Source organism: Bradyrhizobium sp. CCBAU 51745 (assembly GCF_028128715.1).
Classification (GTDB): Bacteria; Pseudomonadota; Alphaproteobacteria; order Rhizobiales; family Xanthobacteraceae; genus Bradyrhizobium; species Bradyrhizobium manausense.
On sequence record NZ_LBJP01000001.1, the window covers coordinates 267,577 to 283,061 of the forward strand.

The 15,485-nt window shown below is 63.7% G+C and carries 15 protein-coding genes; 8 read left to right on the forward strand and 7 right to left on the reverse strand.

Annotation, left to right across the window (positions count from 1 at the left end):
• Positions 1 to 15 precede the first annotated feature (15 nt).
• The 4 genes from XH98_RS01250 to XH98_RS01265 form a co-directional block, all read right to left on the reverse strand.
• On the reverse strand, positions 16 to 324 hold the full coding sequence (locus XH98_RS01250; protein WP_057750972.1) for a hypothetical protein: 309 nt from the start codon (positions 322 to 324) through the stop codon (positions 16 to 18).
• Positions 325 to 644: 320 nt separating this feature from the next.
• Positions 645 to 2,126 carry an aldehyde dehydrogenase family protein gene (locus XH98_RS01255; protein WP_271617538.1) on the reverse strand — a complete coding sequence of 494 codons (1,482 nt, stop codon included), beginning with the start codon at positions 2,124 to 2,126 and terminating at the stop codon, positions 645 to 647.
• A 26-nt stretch (positions 2,127 to 2,152) separates the two neighbouring features.
• The gene (locus XH98_RS01260; protein WP_271617539.1) at positions 2,153 to 2,404 is read right to left on the reverse strand and encodes a hypothetical protein; all 252 of its coding nucleotides are present in this window, start codon (positions 2,402 to 2,404) and stop codon (positions 2,153 to 2,155) included.
• Between the two features lie 55 nt (positions 2,405 to 2,459).
• The gene (locus XH98_RS01265) at positions 2,460 to 2,972 is read right to left on the reverse strand and encodes an Lrp/AsnC family transcriptional regulator (protein ID WP_057750980.1); all 513 of its coding nucleotides are present in this window, start codon (positions 2,970 to 2,972) and stop codon (positions 2,460 to 2,462) included.
• Between the two features lie 134 nt (positions 2,973 to 3,106).
• Here XH98_RS01265 and XH98_RS01270 point away from each other — a divergent pair, with 134 nt between their 5' ends.
• The 5 genes from XH98_RS01270 to lpdA are packed head-to-tail and all read left to right on the forward strand — an operon-like array spanning position 3,107 to position 8,312.
• The gene (locus XH98_RS01270; protein ID WP_271617540.1) at positions 3,107 to 3,373 is read left to right on the forward strand and encodes a hypothetical protein; all 267 of its coding nucleotides are present in this window, start codon (positions 3,107 to 3,109) and stop codon (positions 3,371 to 3,373) included.
• Positions 3,370 to 4,629 (forward strand): 3-methyl-2-oxobutanoate dehydrogenase (2-methylpropanoyl-transferring) subunit alpha, encoded by a 1,260-nt coding sequence (locus tag XH98_RS01275; protein WP_057750986.1) that lies wholly within the window; start codon positions 3,370 to 3,372, stop codon positions 4,627 to 4,629. Before XH98_RS01270 ends, XH98_RS01275 begins: the two co-directional genes overlap by 4 nt.
• Before the next feature lie 3 nt (positions 4,630 to 4,632).
• Entirely contained in the window at positions 4,633 to 5,646 is a 1,014-nt protein-coding gene (locus XH98_RS01280; RefSeq protein WP_271601497.1) for an alpha-ketoacid dehydrogenase subunit beta, read from the forward strand.
• 1 nt (position 5,647) lies between these two features.
• Positions 5,648 to 6,907 (forward strand): dihydrolipoamide acetyltransferase family protein, encoded by a 1,260-nt coding sequence (locus tag XH98_RS01285; protein ID WP_271617541.1) that lies wholly within the window; start codon positions 5,648 to 5,650, stop codon positions 6,905 to 6,907.
• A 7-nt stretch (positions 6,908 to 6,914) separates the two neighbouring features.
• Positions 6,915 to 8,312: a dihydrolipoyl dehydrogenase gene (lpdA, locus tag XH98_RS01290; RefSeq protein ID WP_271617542.1), complete on the forward strand. Its 1,398-nt coding sequence runs from the start codon at positions 6,915 to 6,917 to the stop codon at positions 8,310 to 8,312.
• Positions 8,313 to 8,458: 146 nt separating this feature from the next.
• Here lpdA and XH98_RS01295 read toward each other — a convergent pair whose 3' ends face one another.
• The 3 genes from XH98_RS01295 to XH98_RS01305 form a co-directional block, all read right to left on the reverse strand.
• Positions 8,459 to 9,277 carry an ATP-binding cassette domain-containing protein gene (locus tag XH98_RS01295; RefSeq protein WP_442868531.1) on the reverse strand — a complete coding sequence of 273 codons (819 nt, stop codon included), beginning with the start codon at positions 9,275 to 9,277 and terminating at the stop codon, positions 8,459 to 8,461.
• A complete protein-coding gene (locus XH98_RS01300) occupies positions 9,253 to 10,335 on the reverse strand; it encodes an ABC transporter permease (protein ID WP_157083617.1) in 1,083 nt (360 codons plus the stop codon). Before XH98_RS01300 ends, XH98_RS01295 begins: the two co-directional genes overlap by 25 nt.
• Before the next feature lie 117 nt (positions 10,336 to 10,452).
• Entirely contained in the window at positions 10,453 to 11,472 is a 1,020-nt protein-coding gene (locus XH98_RS01305; RefSeq protein WP_442868532.1) for a sugar ABC transporter substrate-binding protein, read from the reverse strand.
• A gap of 216 nt (positions 11,473 to 11,688) precedes the next feature.
• Here XH98_RS01305 and XH98_RS01310 point away from each other — a divergent pair, with 216 nt between their 5' ends.
• The 3 genes from XH98_RS01310 to zwf are packed head-to-tail and all read left to right on the forward strand — an operon-like array spanning position 11,689 to position 15,452.
• Positions 11,689 to 12,924, forward strand: coding sequence for an ROK family transcriptional regulator (locus XH98_RS01310; protein ID WP_271617544.1), 1,236 nt, complete (start codon positions 11,689 to 11,691; stop codon positions 12,922 to 12,924).
• A gap of 34 nt (positions 12,925 to 12,958) precedes the next feature.
• Positions 12,959 to 13,915, forward strand: a complete 957-nt coding sequence (locus tag XH98_RS01315; RefSeq protein ID WP_271617545.1) for a carbohydrate kinase family protein — start codon at positions 12,959 to 12,961, stop codon at positions 13,913 to 13,915.
• A gap of 58 nt (positions 13,916 to 13,973) precedes the next feature.
• Complete coding sequence (gene zwf / locus XH98_RS01320) at positions 13,974 to 15,452, forward strand: glucose-6-phosphate dehydrogenase (RefSeq protein WP_271617546.1); 1,479 nt, start codon at positions 13,974 to 13,976, stop codon at positions 15,450 to 15,452.
• Positions 15,453 to 15,485: the final 33 nt, after the last annotated feature.

A 15,485-nucleotide genomic window follows, 5' to 3' on the forward strand; every position in this document is an offset into this window, starting at 1 on the left:
CTCCGCCTCGCCTGGTCAGGACTGGTCCAGCATACGATAATTGCCGACGATCCTCACATCACGAACCAGCGGCGGCTCCGCGCAGCGGTCCCGGATGCCGTCCTGGAACGCCTGAAACGCCTTCAGCTTCGGGATCGGGCTCGATCCGTCCTCGGCCGCGGCCTCGACGAGATGGATGAAGGTGTCGTCCTCCAGCCGCAGCGTGAGATAGCGCACGCCATCGGGGCTGGCCGCCTTCAACTCCGCAAATACGGCCGAGACCAGCTCGGCGTTCCGATCGGCCAGCTCCGGCTTGGCCTTGTATCTGATCAACGTCCTTCGCATCGCGCGCTCCTCAGCTATTCACCTGGTTGCTCGTCGCGCCATCGTCCACAGTAGCAATACTTTCCCGGAAGGCCGATGCCGCGTCACCCCCAGGACGTTTGACGACCGCTCAAGGATTCGGTCCGCAAAAGATTATTTCGGGACGCACCCTTTCCCCCGGCGAGCGGCCGCTGGTGGTGACGGGATTGCTGATGCAGGCGGTCGGCCTCGGCTGGATCGCGGAGATCGCGAGTCCCGCCGTGACCTACTCCGCTCTGGTGGCGCCGCTGGTGCTGGCCGGCGTCGTCGGGACTGATCGCCAGGCCGACAGAATGATCGGATCAGTCCAGCTTGATCCAGACCCCCTTCGTGTTCAGGTACTCGTCGAGCTGTTCAGTGCCGCCCTCACGGCCATATCCGCTCATCTTGTAGCCGCCGAAGGGCAATGCAGGATCGATGGCGTGGTAGGTGTTCACCCAGACCGAGCCTGCGCGCAGGCTGCGCGAGACGATGTGGGCCTTGCTCACGTCGCGCGTGAAGACACCGGCCGCAAGCCCATATGGCGTCGCATTGGCCCGTTCCACGGCTTCATCGAGCGTGTCGAACGGCAGCGCGGAGATGACAGGACCAAAGATTTCGTCACGGGCGATCTGCATGGTGTCGGAGACGCCGGCGAACACCGTCGGCTCGACGAAGTTGCCCTTGGCGAGGTTTCCTTCCTTCAACCGCCTGCCACCGGCCACGATCTTCGCGCCCTCGTCGCGTCCGCTGCGCAGGAAGCCTTCAACCTTGTCGAGTTGCCGCTCGGAAACGAGGGGGCCGATGTCCGTCGAGGGATCGGCGCCATCGCCAATTTTCAGGGCCGAGGCAAACTTGCCCAGCCGTTCGACCAGTTCGTCGTGAATGGCCCGCTCGACGAACAGCCGCGAGCCGGCGATGCAGATCTGGCCTGAATTTGCGAATGCCGCCATTGCGGCAATCGGAACGGCCTTGTCGAGGTCGGCATCGGCGCAGACGATGACGGGTGACTTTCCGCCAAGCTCGAGCGACACCCGCTTGAGGTTACCGGCCGAGGCACGAATGATGGCCTGCCCGGTTGCCGTGGAGCCCGTGAAGACGATCTTGTCGACGCCTTGATGTTCGGCCAGAGGCGCACCGGCCTCCGGCCCGGTCCCTGTCACGACGTTGACGACGCCGGGCGGCACGCCTGCCTCGTTCATCAAATCCGCGATCAGGAGCGGCGTCAGCGGCGCCTCTTCCGAGGGCTTGAGCACGATCGTACAGCCGGTCGCCAGCGCAGGTCCGATCTTCCAGACCGACGCCGCCGTGGGCGCGTTCCAGGGAATGATCGCGCCGACCACGCCGACGGGCTCCTTCCGCGTGAACGAGACGATGTCGCCTGGAAGCGAATTGTCGATCGTCTGCCCGTGAATCGCGGTCGCCATGCCGGCGTAATATCTCAGCATGCCGAGCACGCGAAGCTTGTTCGCCCGCGTCCTCACGATCGGCATGCCCATGTCCGCCGTGTCGGACTGGCTGATCTCCTCCCAATGCTTCTCAAACAGATCGGCGATGCGCAGCAGCAGCGCCTGCCGCTCGAATGGCTTGAAGCGGCTCCATGGTCCGACAAGGGCGCGGCGAGCGGCGGTGACGGCGATGTCGACGTCGCCGGCATCGCCACGCGGGACACGGCCGATCACTTCGCCCGTTGCCGGGTTGCGCGTCTCGAAGACCTTCCCCGAGCGCGCCTCGACCCACCTGCCATCAACGAACATCTTGCGAGTTCGGCCGTCTACGGGAAATCGGATCTCGGTCTTTGTCATTCGCTCAGTCTTTCCTGTCTCAACGCTCATTCTCTGGCCGGGGCTGCCGGCTTCGCCTTGCGAAGCAGCTGTGCCAGGTCCGAAATATAGGCTCGGCCATGGCCGCCTTCGACCACGGCTGCGATGGCAGAGCGGACGCCGTCTGCGATCGCCTTGGAGGCGCCGGAGCCGTTCGCCATCGTCTGGTCGTAACCGATATGCTTTAGCGCATTGGCGACGAAGAATGGAACGGTGCCGACGTCACCCGTCATCAGGGCCGGAAGAGGCACATCGATCATTGAGAAAGACTGATACCCCGTTCAGGATTACTGTGGTGACACGGGACGCATTTGGCTAGACCTGCACCGAGGTCAGCTTTTTCAGGCAGCGCAGCGCAAACGATGAGCGGCTGTGGCGAATGCCTGGAATGCGATAGAGCTTCTCGCGCAGAAAGCGTTCGTAGCCGGCGGTGCTTTCGACCGCGACCTTCACGACGTAGTCGTAGTCGCCGGTGGTGAGATAGGCCTCGATCACCTCCGGCAAGCTCGTCAGCAATTGGCCGAAACGCTCGAGCATCTCCTCATCGTGGCGATCGAGCGTCAGCTCTATGATAACCGTCTCGGGCAGGCCGAGTTTGTCCTGATTGAGCAGCGCAACGTAGCCATCGATGTAGCCCTGCGTTTCCAGACGCTTCAGCCTGTTCCAGCACGGCGTGGTGGAGAGCCCGATTCTTTCGGCGAGTTGCGCCGTGGTCAGGCGTGCATCCTGCTGCAGGGCGCGCAGGATCTTGCGATCGATCTCGTCGAGCCGAAGCGCATCCTTGCGCGGTGCCTTGACCGGCCTTGTGGCACGCCTGGCTGGCGCCATACCGAGAACTTCTTTCTGGATTTTCCAACAATATGTAGAAAATTCCTCCTAGCTATCCATGGTATACCGAGATTAATGGAACGACAATCCTGACGTTTGGCAGTACCGTTTCCTAGAAGAATGAGATCAACGCGGTGTTTTTGCTCGAACTCCAGACCAGCGATATGCACGCCGCACTCGGCCGCCTGCTCGACCAGACGCGTGTCGCGGGACTACGGCTCGCGGCCGTCAGCGCACGGGCGGACGCGAGCGAATGCCGCATCTCGGCTTCCATAGACATCGATGATCGCGACGCTGTCGACCGGATCGCTCGCCGCGTCGGCGCGTTGTTCTGCATCGATGCGATCGAGGTGAGAGGTGAAAGCCAATGCCCGACTCGGACCTCACACATGACACCATGAGCCCGCGGCGCGAGGTGGCTCCATCCCCCGCGCCTGCGCCACTGAAGCTGCACGTGCCCGAGCCGGCAGTGCGCCCGGGCGGCACGCCCGATTTCTCGAACATCCGCATCCCGCGCGCCGGCCAGGTCGATCGTCCCAGCGTCGACGTCGATCCCGAGGCCATCCGCGATCTCGCCTTCTCCGTCATCCGTGTGCTCAATCGCGACAGCGAAGCGGTGGGGCCCTGGGCCGGGGCGCTCTCGGACAGTGAATTGCTCGAGGGCCTGCGCCACATGATGACGCTGCGTGCGTTCGATGCGCGCATGCAAATGGCGCAGCGCCAGGGCAAGACCTCGTTCTATATGCAGCATATGGGCGAAGAGGCGGTGAGCTGCGCCTTCCGCAAGGCGCTTCTTCCGGGCGACATGAATTTTCCGACCTATCGCCAGGCGGGGCTCTTGATCGCCGGTGGCTACTCGCTGGTCGAGATGGCCTGCCAGATCTACTCCAACACGCACGATCCCCTGAAGGGGCGCCAATTGCCCGTGATGTATTCCTCCAGGGAACACGGCTTCTTCTCGATCTCGGGCAATCTCGCCACCCAGTACATCCAGGCGGTCGGCTGGGCGATGGCGTCCGCCATCAAGAACGACACCAAGATCGCCGTTGGCTGGATCGGCGACGGCGCAACCGCAGAATCGGACTTCCATGCCGCGTTGGTGTTCGCTTCGACATATCGCGCGCCGGTCGTGCTCAACATCGTCAACAATCAATGGGCCATCTCGACCTTCCAGGGGATCGCGCGCGGTGGCTCCGGCACGTTCGCCGCGCGCGGTCTCGGCTTCGGCATTCCGGCGCTGCGCGTCGACGGCAACGACTACCTCGCAGTCCATGCGGTCGCGAAATGGGCTTGCGAGCGCGCACGCCGCAATCTCGGCCCGACCCTGATCGAACACGTCACCTACCGCGTCGGCGCTCACTCCACCTCCGATGACCCGGCAGGCTATCGGCCGAAGACGGAATCCGACGCATGGCCGCTCGGAGATCCCGTGATCCGGCTGAAGAACCATCTGATCGTTCGCGGTGCCTGGTCGGAGGAGCGGCACAAGCAGACGGAGGCCGAGATCCTCGACACCGTAATCTCGGCGCAGAAGGAGGCCGAAAGCTACGGCACACTCCATTCCGAGCAGCGGCCTACGGCACGCGACATGTTCGAGGGCGTGTTCGCCGAGATGCCTCCGCATCTGCGCCGCCAGCGCCAGGAAGCCGGAGTCTGAACCATGACACGCCGGACCATGATCGAGGCTATCAGGGATGCCATGGACGTGATGATGTCGCGCGACGACGGTGTCGTCGTGTTCGGCGAGGATGTCGGCTATTTCGGCGGCGTGTTTCGCGCCAGCCAGGGACTGCAGGCGAAATACGGAACGAGCCGCTGCTTCGATACCCCGATCAGCGAGCTCGGCATCGTCGGCATCGCGGTAGGCATGGCGGCCTACGGATTGAAGCCCTGCGTTGAGATTCAGTTCGCCGACTACATGTATCCAGCCTACGACCAGATCGTCTCGGAGGCTGCACGGCTGCGCTATCGCTCCAACGGCCAGTTCACCTGCCCGCTTGTGGTTCGCATGCCGACCGGCGGCGGCATCTTTGGCGGGCAAACGCACAGCCAGAGCCCGGAAGCGCTGTTCACCCACGTCTGCGGTATCAAGACCGTCGTGCCGTCGAACCCGCGCGACGCCAAGGGTCTGCTGATCTCGGCCATCGAGGATCCCGATCCCGTCATCTTTCTCGAGCCGAAGCGTCTCTATAACGGTCCGTTCGACGGCCACCATGACCGGCCGGTGACGCCGTGGTCGAAGCACGATCTAGGCGAAGTCGACGACGGCCATTTTGCAATTCCGCTCGGCAGCGCCGCGATCCGCAGAGAGGGCAACGCCGTCACCATCCTCGCCTACGGGACGATGGTTCATGTCGCCGAGACCGCCGCGAACGAAACCGGTATCGACGCCGAGATCATCGATCTTCGCTCACTGCTGCCGCTCGATCTGGATACCATCGAAGCCTCGGTGAAGAAGACCGGACGCTGCGTCATCGTGCATGAGGCAACGCTTACCTCCGGCTTCGGGGCCGAGCTCTGTGCGCTGGTCCAGACGCGATGCTTCTATCATCTTGAAGCTCCCATCCTGCGCGTCGCCGGCTGGGATACGCCCTACCCGCACGCGCAGGAATGGGACTACTTCCCTGGCCCGGCGCGCATTGGCCGCGCGCTGATCGAAACGATGGAGGCCTGAGATGGCCGAGCGCGTGGTCAGGCTGCCCGACGTCGGCGAAGGCATTGCGGAAGCCGAACTGGTGGAATGGCACGTGAAGGTCGGCGATGTCGTTCGTGAGGACGCCGTGCTCGGCGCCGTCATGACCGACAAGGCGACCGTCGAAATCCCCTCGCCGGCTGATGGACGCGTCACCTGGCTCGCCGGCAATGTAGGCGACCTTCTCGCCATCGGCTCGGACTTCGTGCGGATGGAGGTCGATGGCAAGAGCGAGCCGACGCCGGAGGCGGCGAAAGTGGCATCACCCGCGGCAAGCGCCGAGGCCAAAGGGGCGGATCACGGCGCAACCATCCCGCGCGCGCCGGCGGGTGCACAGAAATCGAAGCCCTCCGCTGCGCCACTCCATCACGCGGCCGAACGGCCTTTGGCCGCTCCTGCCGTCCGGCTCCGTGCGCGCGAAGCTGGCGTCGACCTGCGGCAGATCCGCGGCACCGGTCCGGCTGGGCGGATCACTCACGACGATCTCGACGCTCTTCTCTTGCGCGGCCGCGCTGGAACGCCAGCGACGCCGCACCAGGCCCAAACTGCTGTCACCGACATCAAGATCGTCGGCTTGCGGCGCAAGATCGCCGAGAAGATGTCGATTGCGAACGCGCGCATCCCGCACATCACCTATGTCGAGGAGGTCGATGTCACGGCGCTCGAGGATTTGCGCGTGAAGGTCAACGGCCGCAAGCTGCCGGACAAGCCGAAGCTGACATTGCTGCCGTTTCTGATGCGCGCGATGGTGCGCGCGATCGCCGAGCTGCCGCATCTCAATTCCCATTTCGACGATGAGGCAGGGATTGTGCACCAGCACGCCGGCGTTCATATCGGAATCGCCGCCCAGACCCCGACCGGCCTGATGGTCCCCGTCGTCAGGCATGCCGAAGCGCGCGACCTCTGGGGTTGCGCCAGTGAGATCGCCCGGCTTGCGGAAGCCGCCCGAAACGGCAGCGCCACCCGCGACGAACTCACCGGCTCAACCATCACCATCACATCGCTCGGCGCCCTCGGCGGGCTGGCGACGACGCCCATCATCAATCACCCGGAGGTCGCGATCGTCGGCGTCAACCGGATCGCGATCCAGCCGCACTGGGACGGTTCGGCTTTCGTACCGCGCCAGATGATGAACCTGTCGTCCAGCTTCGATCATCGGGTGATCGATGGTTTCGATGCCGCTCAGTTCGTGCAGCGCATCAAGCTGCTTTTGGAGACGCCGGCCATGATCTTCATTGACTGAAAATGCGATGACCGAGATCAGCTGCAAGCTCCTCGTCATCGGCGCCGGCCCCGGCGGCTACACCTGCGCGATCCGCGCCGGCCAGCTCGGCATCGATACGATCGTCATCGAAGCCGAAAGGCCGGGTGGCACCTGCCTCAATGTCGGCTGCATTCCCTCGAAGGCCCTGATCCACGCGGCCGGCGAGTATGAAACGATTGCGATTGCCGCCGGGGGCAAGAGCCTGCTCGGAATTTCGACCGCAAGGCCGTCGCTCGACTTCGCCAAGACCATCGCCTGGAAAGACGGCATCGTCAGGCGCTTGAACGGCGGCGTGGCCGGCCTGCTGAAGAAAGCCGGCGTCAGGCTGATTCCCGGGCACGCTCGCTTTCGCGACGGCAAGTCGATCGAGGTCAAAACGCAATCCGGCTCGCAGATGATTCATGCCGAAGCGGTGGTGATCGCGACGGGGTCTGAGCCGATTGCGATTCCGACTCTGCCGTTCGGAGGTCGCGTGATCTCCTCCACCGAGGCCCTTGCGCTCACCGAGATTCCGGACAGGCTGATCGTGGTCGGCGGCGGCTATATCGGTTTGGAGCTCGGCACGGCGTTTGCAAAGATGGGCGCGGCCGTCACGGTCGTCGAGGCCGCTCCACGCATTCTGCCGCAATATGATGCCGAACTGAGCGCGCCTGTGGGAAGGCGCCTCGCCGCGCTCGGGGTGGGCGTTCTGACAGGTGCGAAGGCGAAAGCTCTCGTTTCGGACGGTACAGCGCTCGCGGTCGAGACCGCCGACGGCCAGCAGACGACCCTCGATGCCGACAAGATTCTGGTGACGGTGGGCCGCAGGCCTGTGACATCAGGATTCGGCCTCGAGACCCTCGATCTCGACATGAACGGATCTTTCATCCGGATTGACGACCGATGCTGTTCTTCGATGCGCGGCGTCTTCGCCATCGGCGACGTCACGGGCGAGCCGATGCTGGCGCATCGCGCCATGGCGCAAGGCGAGATGGTCGCGGAGATCGCCGCCGGCCGTCACCGCGCCTGGGACAGGGTTTCGATCCCGGCGATCTGCTTCACCGATCCCGAGATCGTCACGGTCGGCTTGTCGCCGAGCGAGGCAAGCGGTCAGAGCTTCGACATCAAGACGGACCGCTTTCCGTTCAAGGCCAACGGCCGCGCACTGACGCTGGAGCGCGAGGACGGCTTCATCCGGACCGTGGCGCGGGCGGACAATCATGTTCTGCTTGGCATCCAGGGCGTCGGAGCCGGTATCGCCGAGCTCTCTGCGGCCTTCAGCCTGGCACTGGAAATGGGCGCGCGGCTCGAGGACGTCGCCTTCACCATTCACGCGCATCCAACCCAAAGCGAGGCCTTCCATGAGGCTGCTCTGAAGTTGCTGGGCCACGCAATTCACATCTGAAACATAGAGGGAGAAGCCGTGAGCCGGAGAAGGGACCGACAGCTACGTGCTCGGCAAGATCAACGTCAACTCAGTCTTCCCGATCCCGGATGGCGCGCCGGCAGAGCTGCGCAGATGAGAATCTGTTCTCCGGCCCCGGCGCGCAGTCACGCGGCAACTTCGATCGGTGCCTTCGCGCCGGTCATGAAGGCAACCGCATCCGACATCGTGTAGGCCTTGGGATCGATCACCGTGAGCCGCCGACCGAGTCGATGAATATGGATGCGATCGGCTATTTCGAACACGTGCGGCATGTTGTGGCTGATCAGGACCACCGAAACGCCACGCCGCCGCACATCGAGGATCAGTTCCAGCACCCGACGCGATTCCTTGACGCCGAGCGCCGCAGTCGGTTCGTCCATGATGACGACGCGCGAGCCGAAGGCCGCAGCCCTCGCAACCGCCACACCCTGGCGCTGACCGCCCGACAAGGTTTCGACCCGCTGATTGATACTTTGCACGGTCATAAGGCCAAGCTCGGTGAGCTTCTCGCGGGCGATGCGCTGCATGGCCTTGCGATCGAGCATGCGGCCGATCGTTCCGAGCGGCCCAGCCCGGCGCAGTTCGCGGCCGAGGAACATATTGTCGGCGATCGATAGGCTGGGCGACAGAGCAAGCGTCTGGTAAACCGTCTCGATGCCGGCCGCCTGAGCGTCGAGCGGCGAACGAAATGCGACTGTCTTGCCGGCGAGTTTGATCTCGCCTGAGTCCGGAACCAGTGCGCCCGAGAGCGCGCGGATCAGCGATGACTTTCCGGCACCATTGTCTCCGATCACGGCCAAGATCTCGCCCGGATAGAGATCGAAGTCGGCATGATCGAGCGCCGTCACGCGGCCATAGCGCTTGTTGAGGCCGCGTGCCTGAAGGAGCGGAGTTGTACCGGGAACGTTCGATCCTGTGCTCATGCCGACACCTTGCGAATCCATTGATCAAGCGCCACTGCGATGATGATCAGCCAGCCGACGGCGAATTCTTGCCAGAGCACGTCGACATCGGACAACGCGAGCCCGTTGCGAAATACGCCGACGATCAGCGCGCCGATCAGCGTGCCGATAATCGAACCACGCCCGCCGAACAGACTAGCGCCACCGACGACCACCGCAGTGATGCTGTCCAGATTGGCTGTCTGGCCGGCCTGCGGGCTGATCGACCCAATGCGTCCGATCAATGCCCAGGCACCAAGCGCGCAAATCACGCCGGCGATCACATAGACACTGAAGAGAATGCGGTCGGTCCGGATGCCGGAAAGCCGCGCCGCATCGGGATCGTCGCCCACCGCATAGAGATGGCGCCCGAAGGCGGTGCGATTCAGCACGAACCAGATCAACGCCACGAGGCCGAGCATGAAGAAGGAGCCGTAAGTGAAGCGGGCGCCAAGAATGTTGACCGGCGTTCCCAATGCCTGCAGCAGCGGGGCGATTTTCGCGACCTCCTGCGAACGGATGGTCTCGGACGCCGAATACCAAAGATTGAGCGCGAAGAAGATCGACCACGTCCCGAGCGTCACGATGAAAGGCGGCAGCTTGAGCCGGGTCACGAGCGTACCGTTGATCACGCCGCAGCCGGCACCTGCGGCAACGCCGACAACGAGCGCGATCGGAGCCGGCAGTCCCATGGTGACCGCGAGCTTGCCCATGATGACGGAGCACAGCACCATGATGGCCCCAACCGAGAGATCGATGCCGGCGGTGATCACGATCAACGTCTGCGCCGCCCCGATCACGCCGATGATCGTGACCTGCTGGATGATCAGCGACAGGTTGAACATCGACAGAAAACGCGAGCCGACGGTGAAGCCGAACGCCGCAACGCTGAGCAGCAGCACGATCGCCGGCACTGCTGTCGGATTGGCGTGCAGGAAATGCTGAAGCTTCTGCAGCGGCGATCGCGCACGAACCTCGAACTCGGCGACGCGACTCTCGCCCTTGTCGAGCACGAGCTCGAAAGCCTGGGCAACCGGGCGGCTACTGCCGATATCGGTCATGACCATTTTCCTCGTTGCATGCGGGGATCTGCCCGTCCGATCGCGGAAGGGTTTCCGGCTTTTGGCGCCCGGCTCGCGGGCGCCAATCCTTGGCGGCGACGACAGTCAGAGCTGCGATCAGCCCCAGCACTTCTTCAAGGCAGCAGCGCTGTCGATCGACGGCATTTCGCCAACAGGCTTGTCGGTGACGAGTTCGACGCCGGTATTGACGAAGTCGAGACCGGGCGACGCCTTCGGCTTGCCGCCGCCGGTGGCAAAGGTCTTCACCGCCTCAACGCCCTTCGCCGCCATCAGCAGCGGGAATTGCATGGAGGTGGCGCCGATGACGCCGTCCTTCACGTTGCGCACGCCAGGGCAACCGCCGTCGACCGAAACGATCAGCACGTCCTTGTCGCGGCCAACCGAGCGCAACGCCTCGTAGGCTCCCGCCGCCGCAGGCTCGTTGATGGTATAGACGAGCGAGATGTCCGGATTCTTCTGGAGCAGATTCTCCATCGCCTTGCGGCCGCCTTCCTCGCTGCCGAGCGTCACATCGTGACCGACGATGCGCGCATCCTTCTCGTCACCGATCTTGGCGGGGTTGCCGAGATCAATGCCAAAGCCTTTCAGAAAGCCCTGATCGCGCGCGACATCGACCGAGATCTGGTTCACGTTGAGGTCGAGCAGCGCAATCTTCGCCGATGCCGCCTTGGCGCCCAGCGTCTTGGCAGCCCATTGGCCGATCATTTCACCGGCCAGGAAATTGTCGGTGGCGAACGTTGCATCAGCCGCATTCGCCGGATCGAGCGGGGTGTCGAGGGCGATGACCAGAATGCCCGCCGCCCGCGCCTTCTCGACAGCGGGGACGACCGCGCGGGAGTCGTTTGGTGTGATCAGGATGCCCTTGGCACCGGCGGCGATCAGGTTCTCGATAGCCGCGACCTGGCTCTCATTGTCGCCGTCGACCTTTCCGGCAAACGAGCGGAGCTCGACATCATTCGCCTTGGCCGCCTGGTCGGCGCCGGCCTTCATCTTCACGAAGAACGGGTTGGTGTTGGTCTTGGTGATGAGGCCCACGATCGGCTTGTCGGCCGCGAAACTGCTGGTGGCGCCCAGAGCCAGCGCGAACGCTGTGAATAGTCCGAGTGACTGACGCATCAATTCCCTCCTCATTAGTCGTCTTGTTGGCCTGCACGGTTTCGACCGCGTGGTGGGGCATCCTAGAGAGCGCAAAACGACCTTGTCAATAAATAAATCATCCCGACTTATTAATTGACACGCATCGCCATCTGCGGTCATTGTAGCGGCCGACTGCCGGGAACGGCCAATTGACCTGTCGCAAGGACGGATTCCCCGGATTGTGAGGAGCCGAAGATGGAAGAAACAGCCGCGGTTGCTGGAACTACGGTGGCCTTCCCCGGCGACAGCCGCGGCACCACTCAAACCGGCGTGAGACTGTACAACGAGCGCCTGATCCTCTCCCTCATTCGGCGCCATCGTAGTCTCGCCAAAGTCGAGATCGCGCGCCTCACCGGGCTTTCGACTCAAACCACGACGGTGATCATCAATCGGTTGGAAGCCGACGGACTGCTCCGTGCAGGCGAACCGCAGCGAGGCCGCATCGGCCAGCCGTCGGTCCCCTATTCGCTCAATCCGGACGGCGCGTTTGGACTGGGCCTCATGATCGGCCGTCGCAGCTCCGATCTGGTGATGATGGATTTCGCCGCCGGCATCCGCGCCAGACGACGCGTGATCTACTCCTTCCCGGCCCCCGAAGAGATCATGACATTTGCCGAACGCGAGATGCCTGGTCTTCTCGCCGAATTGCCAGAAGCCCAGCACGACAGGATCAGCGGCATTGGCGTCGCGATGCCATTTGAGTTGTGGAATTGGGAAGCTGACCTGCAGACGCCACCCGGCGCGCTCGGCAAATGGCGTGACTTCAATGTTGCTGCCGAACTGTCGCGCCGTTTCGCCCCTTGGCCGGTGCGCGTCAGCAACGACGCGACTTCGGCATGCGCAGCCGAACTCACCTTCGGTGCTGGCGCGGCGTATCGGGATTTTGCCTATTTCTACATTGGCGCCTTCATCGGCGGCGGCATCGTTCTGAACGGCAGCCTCTTCCCGGGACGCAGCAGCAATGCCGGCGCGCTCGGTTCCATGCCGATCATGCGGCGGGAGGAAAATGGTGAGGCAAGCCTTCAGCAATTGATCCGCACCGCTTCCATCTATCAGCTCGAGCGCCGACTGATCGCCGCTGGCCGACCGGGCACCGACATCTGGCTCTCGCCCGACGACTGGTCGAGCTTCGAGGAACCGCTGGAAGCGTGGGTTTCCGAGGCGGCCGCAGCGCTGGCGCAGGCGATCACCGCCCTGCTCGCAGTGATCGACTTTGAAGCCGTCATCATCGACGGTGCCTTTCCGGTCGATGTGCGCCATCGCCTCGTCGAGCGCACAAAGGAACATTGGGCCGGTATGGACCGGCAGGGCCTCACCGACGCTGTCGTGGTGGAGGGCTCGATCGGGCGCGATGCGCGCGCGATCGGCGGCGCGGCGCTGCCGTTGCTCGCGGCGTTCGCTCGCGACCACGACGTGCTCTTCAAGGATTGAGCATGGTCGTCCTGATGAACGAGGGTCACGCATTATGATTCTTGTCTGTGGCGAAGCCCTGATCGATCTGTTTGTGACGGCGCACGGCGGGTCCGCGATGTCGACCCATGCCGTTGCCGGCGGCTCTCCCTTCAATGTTGCTGTTGGTCTCGCTCGGCTCGGGGTTCGAACGGCCTTCCTGAGTGGCATCTCGCGCGATCATTTCGGCGCATTCCTCGCGGACAGGCTCGCTCGCGAGGGCGTGGACGACAGCTTTCTCGTGCGAAGCGACCGGCCGTCCCCGATCTCGATCGTGGCGACGACCGGTGACGGCCAGCCAAACTATACTTTCCACGGCGAAGGCGCGGCAGATCGCTCGCTGAGACTTGCCCATCTCCCCCGCACGCTGCCGGACGATATTCAGGCCCTGACCTTTGGCTCTTATTCCATGGCTGTCGACCCGGTCGGCTCCACGTTTGCCGCGCTCGCTGAGCGGGAGCATGGCCGCCGCGTCATCAGCGTCGATCCGAACGTGCGACCGACCGTCGTCGGCGACATGAAAAGCTGGGCCGTCGCCGCGGAACGCTTCTACCGGACGGCTACAATGATCAAGGCGAGCGACGAGGATGTCCGCATTGCGTGGGGTGGTCGTGCCTCGATCGCCGATGCGGCCGCCTACTGGCTCGCGTGCGGCGCGCATCTGGTGGTCGTGACCGAGGGAGCAAAGGGCGCAACCGCCTTTTCGACCACTGGCAGCGTCTCGGTGCCCGGTCGTTCCACGGTCGTGCGCGACACCGTGGGCGCCGGCGATACATTCCACGCCGCGCTGCTTGCGCAGCTTGCGAAAACCGGCCGGCTCCGTCCCGAGGCCATTGCGGCGCTCGAGCCGCCGGCAATCCGCGAGTTGCTCGCTTACGCGACGGCTGCCGCTGCCATCACGGTGTCCCGCGATGGAGCCGACCTGCCGACCGCCGCCGACATCGATGCGAGTACGGAGCCATGCCATGCTTGACAGAGTGACGGACACAACGCGGCACATCAAAGAGGCTCGAATTGAAGAGGGGGCGGGCATGACAAGCCGCGTCATCCCGGTGGCCCCCTTCGTCCTGACCGTTTTCGGCGTGACAGGTGATCTCGCACGCCGCAAGCTGTTGCCGGCGCTGTTTCGCCGCGATTTCGCCGGCCAGTTGCCGGATGACGCCACCATTCTCGGCGTCGCGCGCGGTGCAATGTCGCGCGATGACTTCCTCGCCATGGTGCGCGAGGCGATCGTGCAACATGTGCCGGCATCGGAAACGACGGGAGCGGAACTCGATCGCTTCCTGGCTCGCATCTCCTACATGGCCGCCGACGCGGAAGGCGAGCATGGCTGGACCGAACTGGCGGCGGCGCTATCGGCCTATGCCGACCGCATCCAGGTCCACTATCTGGCGACGGCACCGCATCTGTTCGGGCCGATCTGCGAAAGGCTCGGTCACTACGGTCTTTCAAAGGGCGATTCCCGCATCGTCATCGAGAAGCCGATCGGCAAGGATCTCGAATCCGCAATCCGGTTCAATCAAACCGTCGGGATGATTTTTCCGGAGGAACGCGTCTATCGGATCGATCACTATCTCGGCAAGGAGACGGTGCAGAACTTGATGGCGCTGCGGTTCGCCAACGCGCTGTTCGAACCGCTGTGGAATGCCGCCCACATCGACCATGTGCAGATCACGGTCGCCGAATCCATCGGCGTGGAGGAACGCGGCCCCTACTACGACAAGTCCGGCGCCCTGCGCGACATGGTTCAGAACCATCTTCTGCAGCTGCTCTGTCTGGTGGCGATGGAGCCGCCACATTCGCTCGAGGCCGACGCCGTGCGCGACGAGAAGCTCAAGATCCTGAAGTCGCTCGAACGGATCGACGAAACGAACGCTGCATTCCTGACCGTACCGGGCCAATACCGCGCCGGCGCATGCAATGGCATCGCCGTGCCCGGCTACGCGGAAGAGATCGCAGATCGCCCAAGCTCGACGGAGACGTTCGTTGCGCTCAAGGCGGCCGTTGCAAATTGGCGCTGGACCGGCGTTCCCTTCTACCTGCGCACCGGAAAGCGGCTGCAACAACGCAGCTCCGAGATCGTCGTGACCTTCCGCAAGGTCCCACATTCGATTTTCAATTCGAATTCGGCAAAGGCGTTGCAGACGCGGCTCGTGATCCGTCTGCAGCCCGACGAGGGAATCAAGCTCTGGCTGATGATCAAGGAGCCCGGACCGGGCGGCATGCGGTTGCAATATGTCCCTCTCGACATGAGCTTTGCGGAAGCATTCGACGTCTCCGTGCCGGACGCTTACGAGCGGTTGTTGATGGATGTGGTCCGTGGCGATGCGACCTTGTTCATGCGCCGGGACGAAGTGGAAGCGGCATGGCGCTGGATCGACCCGATCCGTCAGGCGTGGAGCCGGATGAATGAAATCCCGCGTCCCTACGTTGCCGGCAGCTGGGGCCCCTCCGCCGCCGTCGCGCTGATCGAACGCGACGGCCGGACATGGATGGAGGACGGTCCATGACCACGGAGCAGCTTATTGCCCATGCCAAGTCCG